At 62.8% G+C, this 16,320-nt stretch carries 15 protein-coding genes; 8 read left to right on the top strand and 7 right to left on the bottom strand.

What is annotated here, in order from left to right:
• Positions 1 to 21 precede the first annotated feature (21 nt).
• Both H6955_10180 and H6955_10175 read right to left on the bottom strand, forming a co-directional pair.
• Positions 22 to 1,557 (bottom strand): GH3 auxin-responsive promoter family protein, encoded by a 1,536-nt coding sequence (locus H6955_10180; GenBank protein MCP5313917.1) that lies wholly within the window; start codon positions 1,555 to 1,557, stop codon positions 22 to 24.
• Positions 1,554 to 2,267: a hypothetical protein gene (locus tag H6955_10175; protein MCP5313916.1), complete on the bottom strand. Its 714-nt coding sequence runs from the start codon at positions 2,265 to 2,267 to the stop codon at positions 1,554 to 1,556. The genes H6955_10180 and H6955_10175 overlap by 4 nt, the downstream gene beginning before the upstream one ends.
• Positions 2,268 to 2,896: 629 nt before the next feature.
• On the opposite strand from H6955_10175, the gene H6955_10170 reads away from it, so the two are divergent.
• The 5 genes from H6955_10170 (at position 2,897) to H6955_10150 (ending at position 6,750) form a co-directional block, all read left to right on the top strand.
• Positions 2,897 to 3,445: an RNA-binding protein gene (locus tag H6955_10170; protein ID MCP5313915.1), complete on the top strand. Its 549-nt coding sequence runs from the start codon at positions 2,897 to 2,899 to the stop codon at positions 3,443 to 3,445.
• Positions 3,446 to 3,755: 310 nt separating this feature from the next.
• Complete coding sequence (locus tag H6955_10165; protein MCP5313914.1) at positions 3,756 to 3,965, top strand: cold-shock protein; 210 nt, start codon at positions 3,756 to 3,758, stop codon at positions 3,963 to 3,965.
• Between the two features lie 111 nt (positions 3,966 to 4,076).
• Positions 4,077 to 4,343: an RNA-binding protein gene (locus H6955_10160; GenBank protein ID MCP5313913.1), complete on the top strand. Its 267-nt coding sequence runs from the start codon at positions 4,077 to 4,079 to the stop codon at positions 4,341 to 4,343.
• A 253-nt stretch (positions 4,344 to 4,596) separates the two neighbouring features.
• Complete coding sequence (gene dusA / locus H6955_10155) at positions 4,597 to 5,580, top strand: tRNA dihydrouridine(20/20a) synthase DusA (protein ID MCP5313912.1); 984 nt, start codon at positions 4,597 to 4,599, stop codon at positions 5,578 to 5,580.
• Positions 5,581 to 5,703: 123 nt separating this feature from the next.
• Entirely contained in the window at positions 5,704 to 6,750 is a 1,047-nt protein-coding gene (locus tag H6955_10150) for a pentapeptide repeat-containing protein (GenBank protein ID MCP5313911.1), read from the top strand.
• 24 nt (positions 6,751 to 6,774) lie between these two features.
• Here H6955_10150 and H6955_10145 read toward each other — a convergent pair whose 3' ends face one another.
• From H6955_10145 to H6955_10135, 3 genes are all read right to left on the bottom strand, one after another.
• Positions 6,775 to 8,142: a TRAP transporter large permease gene (locus H6955_10145; protein ID MCP5313910.1), complete on the bottom strand. Its 1,368-nt coding sequence runs from the start codon at positions 8,140 to 8,142 to the stop codon at positions 6,775 to 6,777.
• Between the two features lie 3 nt (positions 8,143 to 8,145).
• Positions 8,146 to 8,805: a TRAP transporter small permease gene (locus tag H6955_10140; protein MCP5313909.1), complete on the bottom strand. Its 660-nt coding sequence runs from the start codon at positions 8,803 to 8,805 to the stop codon at positions 8,146 to 8,148.
• Between the two features lie 143 nt (positions 8,806 to 8,948).
• Entirely contained in the window at positions 8,949 to 9,950 is a 1,002-nt protein-coding gene (locus tag H6955_10135; GenBank protein MCP5313908.1) for a TRAP transporter substrate-binding protein, read from the bottom strand.
• 296 nt (positions 9,951 to 10,246) lie between these two features.
• Here H6955_10135 and H6955_10130 point away from each other — a divergent pair, with 296 nt between their 5' ends.
• The 3 genes from H6955_10130 to H6955_10120 all read left to right on the top strand — a co-directional run bounded on the left by H6955_10130 (position 10,247) and on the right by H6955_10120 (position 12,574).
• The gene (locus H6955_10130) at positions 10,247 to 11,119 is read left to right on the top strand and encodes an EamA family transporter (GenBank protein ID MCP5313907.1); all 873 of its coding nucleotides are present in this window, start codon (positions 10,247 to 10,249) and stop codon (positions 11,117 to 11,119) included.
• 22 nt (positions 11,120 to 11,141) lie between these two features.
• Complete coding sequence (locus tag H6955_10125; GenBank protein MCP5313906.1) at positions 11,142 to 11,498, top strand: cupin domain-containing protein; 357 nt, start codon at positions 11,142 to 11,144, stop codon at positions 11,496 to 11,498.
• 191 nt (positions 11,499 to 11,689) lie between these two features.
• On the top strand, positions 11,690 to 12,574 hold the full coding sequence (locus H6955_10120; GenBank protein MCP5313905.1) for a crotonase/enoyl-CoA hydratase family protein: 885 nt from the start codon (positions 11,690 to 11,692) through the stop codon (positions 12,572 to 12,574).
• Positions 12,575 to 12,580: 6 nt separating this feature from the next.
• Here H6955_10120 and H6955_10115 read toward each other — a convergent pair whose 3' ends face one another.
• Positions 12,581 to 15,154, bottom strand: a complete 2,574-nt coding sequence (locus tag H6955_10115; GenBank protein ID MCP5313904.1) for a response regulator — start codon at positions 15,152 to 15,154, stop codon at positions 12,581 to 12,583.
• Between the two features lie 12 nt (positions 15,155 to 15,166).
• Positions 15,167 to 16,225: a response regulator gene (locus H6955_10110; protein MCP5313903.1), complete on the bottom strand. Its 1,059-nt coding sequence runs from the start codon at positions 16,223 to 16,225 to the stop codon at positions 15,167 to 15,169.
• Between the last annotated feature and the right edge of the window lie 95 nt (positions 16,226 to 16,320).

Below are 16,320 nucleotides of genomic sequence, written 5' to 3'. Positions count from 1 at the left end.
CGATGACCGGAGTCGAGTCTATCAGCTGCACATCCACGTCTCCCAATCAGGTTCCGGACGCAACGACGGCGGCTTGATGTCTCCGAGGCGCTGTCCGCGGTTCAGTGCCGCAGCCTGGTAGCGTCGCAACGGTCCGTCCACCGGCACCAGGCGCAGTCGGTCGAGCTGTCCGATTGCGCGTGCGTAGGCATAGTGCGGATTGCGTCGCAACCGATTTTCTATCGCGGCGAGTGACACCTTCGCGCCGTGTTCGACAAACAGCTGGTAGTGCGGGCGGGGATCGAGACGGGGTGCCAGCATCGCGAACCCTTGCAGGTCGTCCAGGCAATCGCAGACGAAGGTGTCGGTGAGTTTTTCACCGACCAGGTCCGAGACCAGACCGGCGCGCCCGACGAATTCGAGCAGTGGCGTACTGCCTGCCCGACCCTGCACCCGCACCTGGTCGCCATTTCGGTAGCGGTACAGGCCCGGCACGCTGATCACCAGTTCGTAGACTTCGCCGACCGTCGTCTCGTGCGCCAGATAGGCATCGCCGCGCCTGTCGAGGAACTCGAAGAAACCGCTGTTCACCGCGAGTACCGGATAGGGGTGGCCGGTCAGCGGCAGCGAGACCGCGGCCTCGGTCGACAACAGCCCCTTGCCCTGGATGTCGGCATGCGGAAACAGATGCTGTAGCTCGCCGAGGAAACGTGCCGCACCGGCATCGGCCCAACTGCTGATCAGCCTCAGACCCGGCCACAAGCGCGGGGTGAATGGCGATCCGCCGGCGAGTGCGTCGGCAAGGGTCCTGGCGCGCGCCGGGTCCGCGGCGATTGGCGGCTCGCCACCCGGTTCTGCCGGCACGCCGTCATGCAGGTGGCGCAGCAGCCTCTCGGCGTGCCGCGGCAGCGCTGCCAGCAGGCCGGTGAGAAAGGTGGGACTCCATACCGACGCAAAGGTCAGATCGTCCGTGCGCAACAAGTGTAGCAGCGTGGCGTATTGCCAGGCATCGACGTCGGTCAGCCGTGCGACCTGCGGAGGTACTGCGGTGATCGCCGCGAGCGGCTCGGCCAACGCCTCACCGAAATAGACCCTATCGTTGTCCGCACCGATCGGAACGCCGGACGCCGTCGAACGGGGTGGCCGTGCGACCGGACTGATTGCGAAGTATCCGGTCCCCAGCGAGGGGTAGGCGTGCGCGAGGTCGTGCAACCAGGGATGCAAGGCAGCGCGAAAACCGGCCAGCGAACGCGCGGTATACGGGATCAGCTTCGCCCCACCGGTACTGCCGCTGGTCTCCTCGTACAGCACCACCGGTTCACCCACCAGGCCATCTGCCATCGACGGACCCACAACGTCGGTCAGCTCGGCATAGTCTCTCAACGGGACCCGGCTGCGGTACGCATCGGGGTCACCGATGTCATGAAATCCATGCTGCCGGCCGAAGTGACTGCCGGCGTTCGCTGCCAGCAGCCGGTCGAGCTGGCGCACCTGCGCGTCGCCGCAGTCGTCGAGGGATTGCAGCAGCAGCCGGTGTTCGACGGCAGTCGCCGACGCGATCGCCGACCACGCTGTCATTCGCGCATCCCCGCCAGGAACAGGCGCCGTGCCAGCGGACGAAGATTTTCGGGCGAGAGTTCGGTCAGGCACAGCAGTTCGTCGCCGCGACGGTAACCCGGATTGCGTTCGAGAAAGAAGCGGACTTCGGGCCGCCCGGCTGCCTCGGGCGTCGGTTCGGCCCATTCCGGCCGCAGCTGTCCATGCGACTCGGCGAACCTTATGATGCCGTTCGCCGGATCGTAGGCCTCGCCGAACAGGCGCTGGCCGAACCGATCCATCACCGCCTGCGCCGCCGGCGGTGTCGAACGCTGCCAATGTGGGAAGTACTCGCGAGAGAACGCCTGAAGGTAGCGGAACGTTCGATGCCCTTTTACGATCAGCAGCCAGAACAACGGCTCGTGCGGGTATTCCGCCTTGATCGCTCCGGCGCGGCGAATCCAATTGAACGCCAGCGTCTGATCACCCCAGAAATCGTGTTGAACGACGGTGTCGCCGGAAAACAGCACGCGGCACGCGCCTGCTTCGCCGTCGCACACATAGCGTTTCAGCGTGGAAAAGCCACGCAGCACGTGGCGAGCGTCGTGCAGCAGCAGGACCTCGTCCTTGATTGCGAGATCCTGTTCGAAGCGCACTGGCGAGGTCGCTTCGTAGTAACTCAGATACAGGCGGCACATTGCCGCACGTGTGCGGTCTGAAAGCGCCGACTGCGCAACGATCCGCGCCGCCAGACGCCGATCGGACGCCGCCTCGGTCCGTCTCTCATCTACCGACAGATCGCGCATCGACCTCACCGTTCTCCCGACCAGATCCGACAGTGGATTCAATACCCCGGATCTTCAACACCCGCGATCGCCGCGCCGGGCTGGCGTAGCAGTGCTTCAGCGGGCGACAGCCCGGAGCCACGCATGCACTGTGCCTCATGCTGGGGGCAACCCTCAATACCGCGGTCGCATCGATCGACATGCGAGAACCGCGGCGACGGGGCATACCTGACGCAGCCGCCGGACCGAAACGGCAACTGCAGTTCCACGAAGGACACCGCGAATAGGGTTTCGATGACAAATGAAACACTCGGCCGCAACGCAGGACCGGGCCAGTCTGTTATAGTGACTCGAATTGGAACAAGACCATCGACCAGGGATGCACCGGTTGCCTGCAGCGATCAGCCCGTCGGAGTTTCCTCATCGTGACAACTGTTCCGCCGGTACGCCGACGCTGACCGCGAAGCAGCGCCCGGATTCCGTATCTCCCAACTGCCTGATGACCAGGCCGGCCTTTCGCCGCTACACCCAAATGCCCGTCCGTGCCGGTCTCGCGGCGGGAGCGGTCGACAGCTGTAAAATCGAGGAAACCCAGCATGCTGCTGTGCATTGAGAACGTTCCGCAGGATGCGACCGAACAGGAGATACAGCAGTTGTTCTCCTCCTATGGCAACGTGCGATCGGTAAGACTGCAGCCATCGTCGTCGGAAAGCAAACAGGCTGCTTCGGGTGTGGTCGAGATGGACGGCGTCCAGGCCAAAGGCGTTGTGGCGGCACTCGACCGTCGCCTGTTCAAGGATGCGATTCTGCGCGTGCAGGAGGTGCCCGTCGAAACTCCGGCACAATCAACGCAGGTGAAACCGCGCCAGCGATCCACTGCACCGAACCCCGCCGGGCCGAACAATCGTAACCAGAACACCCTGCACGTCATCTCGGTCGAGGAGATCGACGCCGCGGGCGGCGGACAGGCGGACAACTGGTGCCGCTACACGATCACCAGCCGCGCCGCATCCATCACCGGCCTGCGACAGGGGAGCGTGGCCGACGTGACCCGCTATGCGGAAGAGGCGGCCGAGGCGTTCAATCAGCGCAATATGCTGGGCGCCGGCAGACCGCCCATCTGGTCTTCACGTCAGAAAAAGTAATCGGCCTGCCGTGCGATGGCGCGAGCCCATCGGCGCTGGATGTCGACACGCCGCGAGCGCGGCGGCCGACGCGGCGGAATCGAGTCCCACGTGCCGGACGCCGAACCCCGCACAAGCGGCGCTTGCCATTGCTGGTCGAACGGCGTACCGTGCGCGGACTGCATGATTTTTGTCCCGCCTGCTGAAAGTTTCGTTCGCTGTTTCCTCCAAAGATGCACCCGAATCAAGCTCCGCAACGTCGGCCAAGATTCGTGGCAATCGACCGCCCGGCGAAACGGGCACACCAGTACATCCATCGAGGAATGAAACAATGTCTCAGAGACAAACCGGCACCGTGAAGTGGTTCGACGACGGCAAAGGCTTCGGCTTTATCGAGCGCGAAGGCGGCAAAGACCTGTTCGTGCACTTCCGCTCCATCGTCGGTGAAGGTCACCGCTCCCTGACCGATGGTCAGCGCGTCGAGTTCACCGAGACGCAAGGTGCCAAGGGCCCGCAGGCGGACCAGGTAATCCCGCTCTAAGCGATTTCCAGGCTGCTGCCGCGGCCGAACGCCGCGGCGGCAGTCTCGTTCCCAAGGAGCCCTCCCCCTGCGGCGGCCTCGTTGCAGTCGAATCGAAGGATACCCCTGATCTTGCTTACCCTTTTCATCCGTGGACTACCCAGATCGGCCACCGAGGAAAGTGTCTCGAAGTTGTTTTCGCAATATGGCACCGTGCGCGGCGTCGTGATCGCCAGAGATATCTTCTCGGGTGAATGCAAGGGCTTCGCGACCATCGACATGGAAGGTCATGAGGCGCGTGCCGCGATGTCCGCTCTCGACGGCAGCGAACAAGGCGGCAGTGTGCTGCGGGTAGGACCGAACCAACCGAGGGGCGGTCGACGCTCCGGTCGACGCTGATCGCGCAGACGCCGTTCGCCCGGCCCGGCAACGGCGGGCCACCGCGAAAGGTCGCGTCGCCTGTACCGCAACCTGTCCTGGCGCGACGTGCTCCCGACGCGGACCGCCGCACCCATGAGCAGCCCGCTCCCCCCCGCCACGTCTGTACGACCCGTGCCTGACAAACCGGCCGCACCGTTGATTGATCGTGGTGTCAGGCACCGGGGTCCGGTTGGCGACTTGCGCTTGAAATACCGCCAGATAACATCGCGACATGCTCGCAGCGACCTCACCAAAACCTGATCGACGCCTGTCCGTCGCGCCCATGCTCGATTGGACCGACCGCTATTGCCGCTACTTCCTGCGCCAGATCACGCGCCAAACCCTGCTCTACACCGAGATGATCACGACCGGCGCGCTGCTGCATCGCGATCCTGCGCAGTTTCTGGACTGCGACGCGGCGGAACATCCGCTCGCGCTTCAGTTGGGCGGCAGCGACCCGGACGAACTGGCCGCCTGTACGCGGCTCGCCGAACAATGGGGTTACGACGAGATCAACCTGAACGTGGGTTGCCCATCCGACCGCGTGCAGTCCGGCCGGTTCGGGGCCTGCCTGATGGCCGAGCCAAACCTGGTGGCAGAGTGCGTTGCAGCGATGTGCGCGGTGACCGAGCGGCCCGTGACTGTCAAACACCGTATCGGGATCGACGACATGGACAGCTACGATGCGCTCGTGCAGTTCGTTGCGACGGTCGCGGAGAGCGGTTGCCGGACCTTCATCGTGCATGCCCGCAAGGCATGGCTGCAGGGTCTCAGCCCGAAACAGAATCGCGAAATACCGCCCCTGCAGTACGCCGTGGTGCACACCCTGAAACAGGATTTTCCGGACCTCGAGATCGTCATCAACGGCGGCTTTCGCGCGCTGAACGAGGTGACGACCCAACTGCAGTTCGTGGACGGTGTGATGATCGGGCGCGAGGCCTACCACAATCCCTGGATGCTCGCCGACGCGGACCGGCTGATCTTCGGCGAGGCAAACCCGGCCGACAGCCGGAGCGTGGTGGTCGACAGAATGCTGCCGTTCATCGAGCGCGAGCAGTCGCGGGGGACGCCACCGCATCGCATCACGCGTCACATGCTCGGCCTGTTTCAGGGACAGCCCGGCGCGCGCGCCTGGCGGCGACGCCTGTCGACCGAGATACATCAAAGCGAGGCTGCGGCTCAGCTGGTGGTCGACGCACTGGGCGCGGTGACCTGACCGCCGGGAGGCCCCAAAAGGCCCCAGATATGTTTTAATCTCAGTCACTTAAGCTGCCAAAGGGCCCGACGAATGCAACGAAAGCGCGCGAATTTGGGGGCAGCGGTGACATTGTTGTGCGGCATGTCCTCCTCTATCGTCGGGGCCGCCGAGGGTCCGCCCGACCTGCAACGGTTGACCGCCGAGGGACGCTGCCCGAAATGCAACCTGGCCGGCGCCGATCTGTCCGGCATGCGGCTGATGAGTGCCGACCTTTCGGGCGCCGACCTACGCGGCGCCAAGCTCCGCAAGACGATTCTGTTCCGCGCCAACCTGTCCGGCGCCGATCTGCGCCAGGCAGATCTGGAAAAGGCCAGCCTCGGGCGCATCAATCTGTCAGGGGCCAATCTCAACGGCCTTGACCTGCACGGCGCACGCCTGGCACACGCCGAACTGCGCGGTGCCCTGCTTGCCGGCGCCGACCTGAGCGACAGCATGCTGGAACACACCGATCTGCGCAGTGCCGACCTGCGCGGCGCCAAGCTGGTCCGGTCGACGCTGCGCAGCGCCAAGTTCGACGCGGCGCAGTTCGACGGTGCCGATATGCGTGAGACGGACCTGCGCGGCGTCGATCTACGCCAGATCGCCGGGGCGCGCGGCGCCAACTTCACCCAGGCCAGGCTGGACGGGGCGCAACTCGATCAACTCGACCTATCGGGCAACCGTTTCGACCGTGCAGAGATGACCGGCTGCAACCTGACCAAGGCCGATCTGCGCAATGCCACGTTCGTCGGCACCATCCTGCGTAAAGCCGATCTGACAGACGCGAGGCTGGACGGTGCGGATCTCATGGGGGCGAATCTCAAAGGGGCGCGCATTTCCCGGGCGCGGCTTACCAATGCCAACATGGAACAGATCTCCATGGGCGGGAATCTGATCGGGATCGATTTCTCCAACGCCCTGCTCACCCGCGCGGACCTCTCCGGCGCGAACCTCAAGGATGCGCTGTTCCGCCGGGCCGACCTGCGTCAGGCGAATCTGAGTTCGTGCAACCTGTATGCAGCCGACTTCACGGGTGCCGACCTGACCGGCGCCAATCTCCGTTCGGCCAACCTGAATAACGCGGTGTTCGCCGACGCAGTCCTCAATGGTACCCGCTTCGAGGATGCACGCGGCGCGCCCGGTCAATGACCGGCGCGCCCAACGGCAACGCTGCTACTTGATGATGATCTCGGGCCCCATCAACAGCGTCGGGAGCCAGGTCGAGACGATCGGCACATAGGTGACGATGATCAGGAACAGGAACATGATCGCGACCCATGGCATCGCGGCCCTGATCACCTTTCCTATCGACATCTGAGCCACCCCGGCAGTGACGAACAGGTTGAGCCCCACCGGCGGCGTGATCATGCCGATCTCCATGTTGACGACCATGATAACGCCAAGATGGATCGGGTCGATACCGAGCGCGATCGCTATCGGAAACACCAGCGGTGCAACGATGATCAGCAGGCCGGACGGTTCCATGAACTGACCGCCGATCAACAACAGGACGTTGACCATCACCAGGAACATCACAGGTCCGAACCCGGCCGACAGCATGGCCTCGGTGATCATCTGCGGGATGCGCTCCTCGGTCAGCACATGCTTGAGCAGCAGCGCGTTGGCGATGATGAACATCAGCATGATGGTCAGCCGGCCGGCCTCGAACAGCGCGTGCTTGGTGTCCTCATGCCACAGCACGGAGAGTGCGCGCAGCGGCATTGTTGCGATCGGTCCCCAACCGTCGCGGAACGGCCCCATATCGCGGTAAACGAAGTTTGCGATGAGAAAGGCATAGACCGCGGCGACCGCAGCAGCCTCGGTCGGCGTGAACACGCCACCGTATATGCCGCCCAGGATAATCAGCACAAGCAACAGACCCCAGGACGCGTCGCGCGCCGACGCGAACACTTCGCCCCAACCCAGCCAGGGATTGGACGGCAGGCCTTTGAAGCGCGCCCAGAAGTACACGGCGAGCATCAACATGCCGCCGGCCAGCAGCCCGGGAAACACGCCGGCGAGAAACAGGCGGCCCACCGAGACATCGGTGGCCGCGGCGTAGACCACCATCACGATCGAAGGCGGGATCAGGATGCCCAGCGTACCGGCATTGCAGATGATGCCGGCGGCGAAGGCCTTGCTGTATCCCTGCTGCACCATGCCGGCGATCACGATACTGCCGATCGCGACCACGGTGGCCGGTGAGGAACCGGACAACGCCGCGAACAGCATGCAGGCAAACACCGAGGCGATCGCCAAACCGCCCTTGAACGAACCCACCAGGGCCACGGCGAAACGGATGATGCGGTGGGCCACGCCGCCGGTCGACATGAACACCGAGGCGAGGATGAAGAACGGGATCGCGAGTAGCGTGTAATGTCCCTCGAACGCGTCGAACAGGGTCTGGGCCACCGCGGTCAGCGACGCATCGTGCGAGAAGATCAGCAGGAAAAGGATCGACGACAGTCCGAGCGACATCGCGATCGGCACGCCGACCAGCATGAAGAAGACCACCATCGCGAACAGGATCGCAATCGACATGGCTCAGCCCTCCCCGCCCTTCCGCGCCGGCGCGTCGCCGGCATGCGGAGACACCATCTCGAGCTCCTCCAACAACTCCTCCGCCTCGTGACTCGCGATGATCATGTCGATCTTGCCGGTCAGGATGTTGCGGGCCTGTTGCAGCAGGCGCAGGATCAACAGCGCGACCCCGATCGGCAGGGCAAGGTAAGGAATCCAGCGTGGAATCTTTTCGTAGCGTTCGCCCTCGTTCATCCAGTCGGCGAGAAACTGCAACATATCCGGCATCGGCAGATCTTCGGTCTCCATCCAGGCGCGCTCGGTGGCGAACGGATACCAATATTTCCACGATCCGATCATCAGCAGGATCGCGAACGCCAGGCAGGCGGTCACCGAGAACAGGGCGAAGAACCGTTTCATGCCGGGTGAGAGATGGCTGATCACCACGTCCACGCCGATATGGACATGTTTCTTGACGCCATATGACATGCCCATAAGCACCAGCCAGGCGAACAGGTACTCGGTCGCCTCCTTCGCCCACAGGATGTTGTCGGAAAACACATAGCGCGCGACCACGTTGACGAACGTGATCACGGTCATGAGTCCGAGACAGATGGCGATACTGGTTTCTTCGATATTGTCGACAATCCGGCCGAGCTTCGTGGTTGCTTCTTGTTTTTGCATGGATTCCCCCGCTTGCCGGGTGTTGGCGCTTTACGAGAGTTTAGGAGAAATATCGACCGTCCATTGCGGCATCGTGCAGGTGCGCAAAAAAGGCCGCCGACCCCTGCGGGTTGGCGGCCTCGCAGCACTGTGGTGCGCTTGGGTCAGCCCTCGTTGGATTTCAGCGCGGCGTCCATCAGGTCCGCGCCGATGTCCTTCTCGAACTTCTTCCACACCGGCTTCATCGCGTCCACCCAGGCCTGGCGTTGCTCCGGGGTCAACGTCCTGACGACGCCACCGGCGGCGATGATCGACTGCTTGTTTTCCTCGTTGACACGCGAAGACTCGGCATTGCGTTCCTCGGTGACACCCTTGAGGATGCCCATGAACTCATCACGGAAGTCGTTGGGCAACGAATCCCACCACTTGGTGGAGGTCACGACCAGGTAATCGAGGATCCCGTGATTGCTTTCGGTGATGCCGTCCTGGACCTCGAAGAATTTCTGTCCGTAGATGTTCGACCAGGTGTTTTCCTGTCCATCGATGACCTTCGTCTGAAGACCACCGTATACCTCTTTGAACGACATCTTCTGCGGTGAGGCGCCGAGCTGGTTGAACTGCGCGACCAGGACATCGGAGGCCTGCACGCGGAACTTCAGTCCCTTGGCGTCTTCGGGCGTGATCAAGGGTTTGTTGGCGGAGATCTGCTTCATACCGTTGTGCCAGAATGCGAGGCCCTTGAGCCCGCGCCGGTTCATCGAGTTCTTCAGCTTCTCGCCGTCTGCCGAATTCTGGAACCGGTCGACTGCGGCAACATCCTTGAACACGAAAGGTAGATCGAAGATGCGGAACTTCTTGGTAAAGGTCTCAAACTTCGACAGCGACGGCGCCGCGAGCTGGACATCCCCGTTGAGCATCGCCTCGAGCACCTTGTCGTCGTCGTACAGTGTCGAGTTGGGGAACACCTGCATGCAGGCCTTGCCGTTCATCTGCTCGTTGACGCGTTCCGCGAGCAGGTTGGCGGCGATACCTTTGGGATGTTTGTCTGCGTTGGTGACGTGACTGAATTTTATGATCGTTTCGCCCGGGTCGCAGTTGGCGAAAGCCGGTGCGGCGGCGAACGCCAGGATCGACGATACGGCAATACCGATGAGATGCTTTTGCATGGGTCTTTCTCCTTGTCGAAATAGTTCGGATCAGGAATCAGGGCGGGCGACATGCGGCATGCCTTGCCGGTCGAATTGCCAACCACTGGAGCAGCCAGATTGTTACTTTGCGAAGGCCTGACTGTAGCCATCCCGGATCGTAACAGGCGACCGGCCTGGGGCCAAAGACCCGATGATTCGGCCAAGACCGCGTACCCCCTTGGAAACCGGCCGGTTGGCGTTCGCGCCGAGCGGGTGACCGGCCTGCCGATCAGTGCCACGGACGTTGCGGACGTCACCCGACGAGCCCCCTGAGTTTGGACTGGTTCTCGCTCAGCCTGATCTGCGCATTTGCACTGGCCTCTTCGGACGCGGCGGCCAAGCACTGGCTGCGTTCAGCGGACGCGCTCGAGATGCTGGTAGTGCGTCTCGGACTGAGCGGTCTGCTGCTCTCGCCGTGGGTCATGACCTTCGAGCTGCCTGCGCTGCCGGCGCCTTTCTGGGGATGGATCACCTTCCTGCTGCCGCTCGAACTGCTGGCGATGACGATGTACCTGGTCGCAATTCGGGACTACCCGCTTGCCTTGACGGTCCCCTACCTCGCGTTCACCCCGGTGCTCGTCGTCGTCACCGGGTGGGTGGTGCTCGGTGAATCGGTCAGCGGACCGGGGCTGGTCGGCATCGTTTTGGTGGTCGCCGGGTCCTGGGTACTGAATTTCGAACAGCCCGGCCGCCTGAGCGTCGCGGCACTGATCGCTCCGCTGCGGGCGATCGTGCGCAACCCTGGCTCCCGCCTGATGCTGGGCAGCGCGATCATCTATGCGTTTACTTCGGTCGGCGGTAAGGCGGCCATGCAGTGGGTGCCACCACAGCAGTTCGGCGCCTTGTACTTTTCCTTGCTCGGCGGCGTCACGCTGTTCCTGGTCACCCTCTTCCGGCCGCGGGCGCTGCGCGTGGCACGCTTTGGCGTGTTGCCGCTGCTCCTGGTCTCCGGTTGCATGGCGGTGATGGTGGTCACGCACTTCATGGCCCTGGGGATGATCGAGGCCGCCTACATGATTGCGACAAAACGCACCAGTCTGCTTTTCGGGGTGCTCTACGGGGCTATGCTGTTTGGAGAACGGCATCTGGGCCGGCATCTGCTGGCCGGGGCATTGATGGTCTCGGGGGTCGCCGCAATCGCGCTGTGACCACCCGGACACGGAGGTCGGTATGTTGACCCGCTACGACCGCCAACCGGCGTACCAGACCAAGGACGGGTCGGTGATCCGCGAACTCATGCATCCCGGCGTTCATGGCAACCGCAACCAGAGCCTGGCCGAGGCACGCGTCGCGCCCGGCCAGCAGACCGCGCTGCATCGCCATATCGCCAGCGAAGAGCTGTACCACGTCAGCGCCGGAGAGGGGCTCATGACGCTGGGAGAGGAGCGGTTCGCGATCCGTCCCGGCGATACGATCGCGATCGCCCCGAACACGCCGCATTGCGTCAAGAACACCGGCCCGGATGAGCTGGTGATCCTGTGTTGTTGCAGCCCCCCTTATGCACACGACGACACCGAGCTCCTGTAAGCTCCGGCCCGCGCTGCGCGGCCCGCCGGGCCCTAAGGGAAGCCATTAGTCACAGCATTCTTTCTGGCGCATGTCAAGAAAAAAGAAGAAATCTATTGAGAATGGAAATCATATGGACGTAATCTGGAAAAAGCGAGCTGTCACGCTGATCCGACCACTGAAAAAGACCGAACCCTCGGAGGAGAACCACCATGTCTGTTGATATGCCCGCGGCAGTCAAAGCAAAAACATTTGACCAACTGGATGTCGAATGGAACTACGGCGAGGGAACCGTCTGGTGCTACATGAACCCACGACCGAGGCCGTGTTTCACGCCCGAGTTGCTCGGCGAGATCCTGCGCCTGCCAAAGCACCTGCAGCGCCTGGGTATCGACCGCTCGGTGGCCGCCGAAAAACCGTGTTTTCTGGTCTACGGATCGCGGGTCAAAGGGACCTTCAACCTCGGCGGGGATCTGAACCTGTTCCGCTCGCTGATCGACCGGCGCGACCGGCAGGGCCTCGAAGACTATGCGCGCGCCTGCATCGACGTCTCGCACCAGGTATCGACGGGCTTCGGGTTGCCGCTCACCACGATCAGCCTGATCCAGGGTGCGGCCCTCGGTGGCGGCATGGAAGGTGCGCTGGCCGCCAATCTGATCGTCGCGGAGCGCGGCGTCCAGATGGGCCTCCCGGAGGTGCTGTTCAACCTGTTCCCGGGGATGGGTGCCTACAGCTTCCTGTCACGCCGGCTCGGTGCCACCGAAACCGAGCGCGTGATCCTGAGCGGCAAGACCTGGCAGGCCGAGGAACTGCACGAAATGGGCGTGATCGACATCCTCGCCGAACCCGGCCAGGGTGAAGCGACGGTACGCGACTACATCTCCGAGCGGCAACGTCGCTCGCCGAACACGATGATGGCCCTCGAACGGGTGCGCAAGGCAGTCAATCCGGTCACGCATCGGGAGCTCGAGGAGATTGCGCTGATCTGGGTGGACGCCGCGTTGCGCCTCAGGGACCGTGATCTGAAGATCATGGATCGGCTGATCCGCTCGCAGAACAAGGCCGTCGCCCAGCAGCCGCTGGCCGACGTCGGCTGAGCCGCATCAACTGCGCGAGACCTGGCTCTCGCGTTCGTTGATGTAGACGTGCAGGGCGGAGCGGGCCTCGTCGAGTGCCGAGCGCATCTCGGAAACCGCGACCGGGGCCATGCGCGCGAAATCCTGGTCGCCGATCCGGCAAGCGTGACCGGCGAGTTCGTGCAGCCGGCGTGCACCGACGCTGCCGGCGCTGCCTTTGAGCGCGTGGGACAGGTCGCGGAACTGCGTGGCGGAGCGCACCGCGACCGATTTGTCGAGCTGGTCGAACAGGTTGTCGGCGTCCTTGACGAAACCGTCAACCAGATTGATCAGAAAACCCAGCCCGCCGCCGAGGTCTTCGAGGTCACGCAGCGCCTGACGGTCGATCACCTCGCCGACCGGGCGCGAAGGCTGTGACCTGCCGGGTCCCTGGCGGTTCGCGTCCACGCCCTGGCTCGGGCTCGGCGTGCCCGGTGGACGTTGCTCGTGCAGCACCTTGGTCAACGACTCCAGCAGATTCCTCGCCAGGATGGGCTTGGCGATGAACTCCGCCGCGCCGGCGTCCCTGCATTCCGCGCGTGCCTCCGGCGTCACGTCAGCGGACAGCATGATCACCGGAATCGTCTTGTCATCGGCGTGCGTGAATCGATACACCTTCAGCGCTTCGAGACCGTCCATGACCGGCATCTGGATGTCGAACAACGCGATATCGAAACGGTGCGCCTCCAACGCATCCAGCGCCTGCTCGCCATTTTCGACCACATACACCCGGTGACCCGCCTTTTCGAGGATGCCTCGCACCACCTTGCGGTTGGTCTCATTGTCTTCGGCAACCAGGATCTCAAGGGGTGACAGGACCTTACGTTCGCGCGCGTAGTGGTCGATGAAATTCGCCACGTGCGGGTCGTCGACCGCACTGACGTAGGCAGAGTGCAGCGCATTGAACAACAGTGTCTTGTCGAACGGCGTCGCGAGGACGGCCGCAAAGCCGGTGTCGAGCAGCTTTCGCTTCCAGTCGTCACCGGGCAGCGGGGGCGAGATCAACACGAACGCCAGCGACTGGAGCGAGCGGTCCTGTTTCGCCGTCTGCAACAGTTGCGCCGGATCGCTGTGCATGCCACGGGCATCGACGATCACCGTATTGTAGGGATCGCCGATATTGGTCGCATTGACCAGTTCCGCGATGGCCTGTGCCGACCCGTCGCGTTGCTCGGCGGTCACGCCCCAACCGGATAGCACCTTCATCAGCCGACGATTCTCAGCGTAGTCGGCGCCGACCACGAGCACCCGGCTCCTGGCGAGTGTCTGGGTGTCGGCCTGTTTGTCCACCGCCACCGGAAGTTCGGTGAACGGCAGTTCTATCCAGAAGGTGCTGCCCCGGCCAACCTCGCTGGCGACCCCGATCTCGCCACCCATCAACTCGGCGAGTTGCTTGCTGATGGTGATCCCCAGACCGGTGCCACCATACCGCCGGGTGGTCGAGTCATCGGCCTGGGCGAACCGCTCGAAGATCCGCTGCTGAGCCTCGGGGGGGATACCGATGCCGGTGTCGATCACGTCGAATCGCACCCAGACCGCAGCGTCGTCAGGACGCGGCTCGGCACGCGCCACGTTGATGTCTATCTGCCCGGTTTCGGTGAACTTGATCGCGTTGCCGATCAGGTTCACCAGGATCTGTTGCAGATGGTGCTCGCTGCCACGCAAGGAATACGGCAGTTCCGGAGAGACACGGTAGTTGAGGCGCAGATTCTTCTTGCCCGCCGGCGCGGCCATCATCTTCGCGGTATTGCTGACCAGCCGATGCAGGTCGAAATCGACCAGCTCGAGGGTCATCTTGCCGGCCTCGATCTTCGAGATGTCGAGCACGTCGTCGATCAGCGACAGCAGGCTGGCTGCGGATACACTGATCGTCCGCACGTGGTCCTCCTGCTCACGATTCAACGGCGTGGTTCGCAGCAGATCCGCGATCCCGATTACGCCGTTGAGCGGCGTGCGCAACTCATGACTCATCGTGGCGAGGAAGCGTGATTTCGCCTGATTCGCCTCGATTGCCTGCTGCTTGGCCAGGTTGAGGCGTGCAAGCAGCATCGCGACATACGCGGGCAGCACCACCAGACCGACCAGCAGTCCGACACCCAGTTGCAGATGTGCCTGCCAATACGGGTTGAACGAGATCACCAGGCCGAAGCCGAGGGTACTCCCGGTGGCGGCCAGCACCAGGTACGGCGTCCCGAACCGGAAGCCGTTGCCGAAGATGACCCACAGGTAAACGATGTAGAAGGGGACGGTCGTCTCGCCGAAGAAGTACATTCCGTAGGTCGGACCGATCACGTCGTGCAGTACGCCGATCACCCGGCGTGGTGTCGACGCGGTGGGCTTGATCGCTATCCAGCTGAACAGTCCGAAACTGAACAACAGGAATCCGACCGCTGAATACAGCGCCAGCGCATGCATGCGCGTGGGTTCGAGGAAGTGTGTGACCGCCAGGTAGATCACCATGGCGGAGATGATCCCGATCCGAAGCAGGCCCTGCTCCAGTTCGGGTTCTATGACGGTGCGACGTCGCGTGATGAAGCTAATGATCGATCGGAACTGGGACATGGCATGCGAGGCTCATCCGGCCTTCGGCTCAGTGTCGAACTCCAACAGCGAACGTGAAGCCACGATGCGATCCAGATTCAGCAACATGGCCTCTACGCACTCCGGATCGAAATGTCGTCCCGATTCCTTGCGGATCAGGTCCAGCGCCTGCTCCACCGGCCATGGTTGTTTGTACGGTCGCTCGGATAGCAGCGCATCAAACACATCGGCGATCGCGACGATCCGCGCTTCGATCGGGATCTCGTCACCCTTGAGCCCGCGCGGATAACCGTCGCCGGCGTACTTTTCGTGATGACACCACGCGATCGTCGCACCGAACTGCAGATACATCGACGGGCTGTCACGCAGGATCTCGTATCCGATACGGGTGTGCTGCATCATCACCGACCGTTCGTGCGCATCGAGCCTTCCCGGCTTGAGCAGAATCCGGTCGGGCACACCGATCTTGCCAATGTCATGCATGGGAGCGGCCTGTTCGATGATGTCGCAGTACTCGGCGTCTTTACCCAGCGTCTCGGCGATCAGGCGTGCCGTATACGCCATGCGTAGCACGTGTCCGTTGGTATCACTGTCGCGGTACTCCCCCGCCTTTGCGAGGCGCAACAGGGTCTCCCGCTCGCGCAACTGCAACTCGCGCGTCTTTTCTGTGATTTCCTTCTCGAGCCAACGTGCCCTATCCCGGATTATCGACTGCTGCTGCCGCAGCTTGAGCAGATTGCGACAACGGGCACGGCATTCGTGATGGTCGATAGGTTTGGTGAGAAAATCGGTCGCACCGGCCTCAAGCGCGCGATATTTTGTCGTCTGGTCGTCCATACAGGTGATCACGATCACCGGTACGTCGACGCAGGTGGGCGTCTTGCGCAGCCACTGGGTGAACTCGACGCCGCTCATGTTGGGCATCTTAAGATCGGTGAGGACGAGGTCGTGGCGGTTTTCCTTGGCCCATTCGAGTGCCTTCACCGGATCGGCGAACGATACTGCCTCCGTTTCGTCACCGATCGACCGGATCAGTTGTTCGAGAATCATGCGGCTGATCAGCTGGTCATCGACTATCAGCACTCGCGACATCAATGTCGTCCTCGAATAATAAATGCCGACCAGATTCTACGCCCAACTGCTCTTTGTCAACCGTGATTCCGCCGATTTACATGCAAAAATAAGGA

Source organism: Chromatiaceae bacterium (assembly GCA_024235395.1).
Taxonomy (GTDB): domain Bacteria; phylum Pseudomonadota; class Gammaproteobacteria; order Chromatiales; family Chromatiaceae; genus Thiosocius.
The sequence above is the reverse complement of the archived record's forward strand: the minus strand, read 5'-3'. Positions and strand labels throughout refer to the sequence as shown.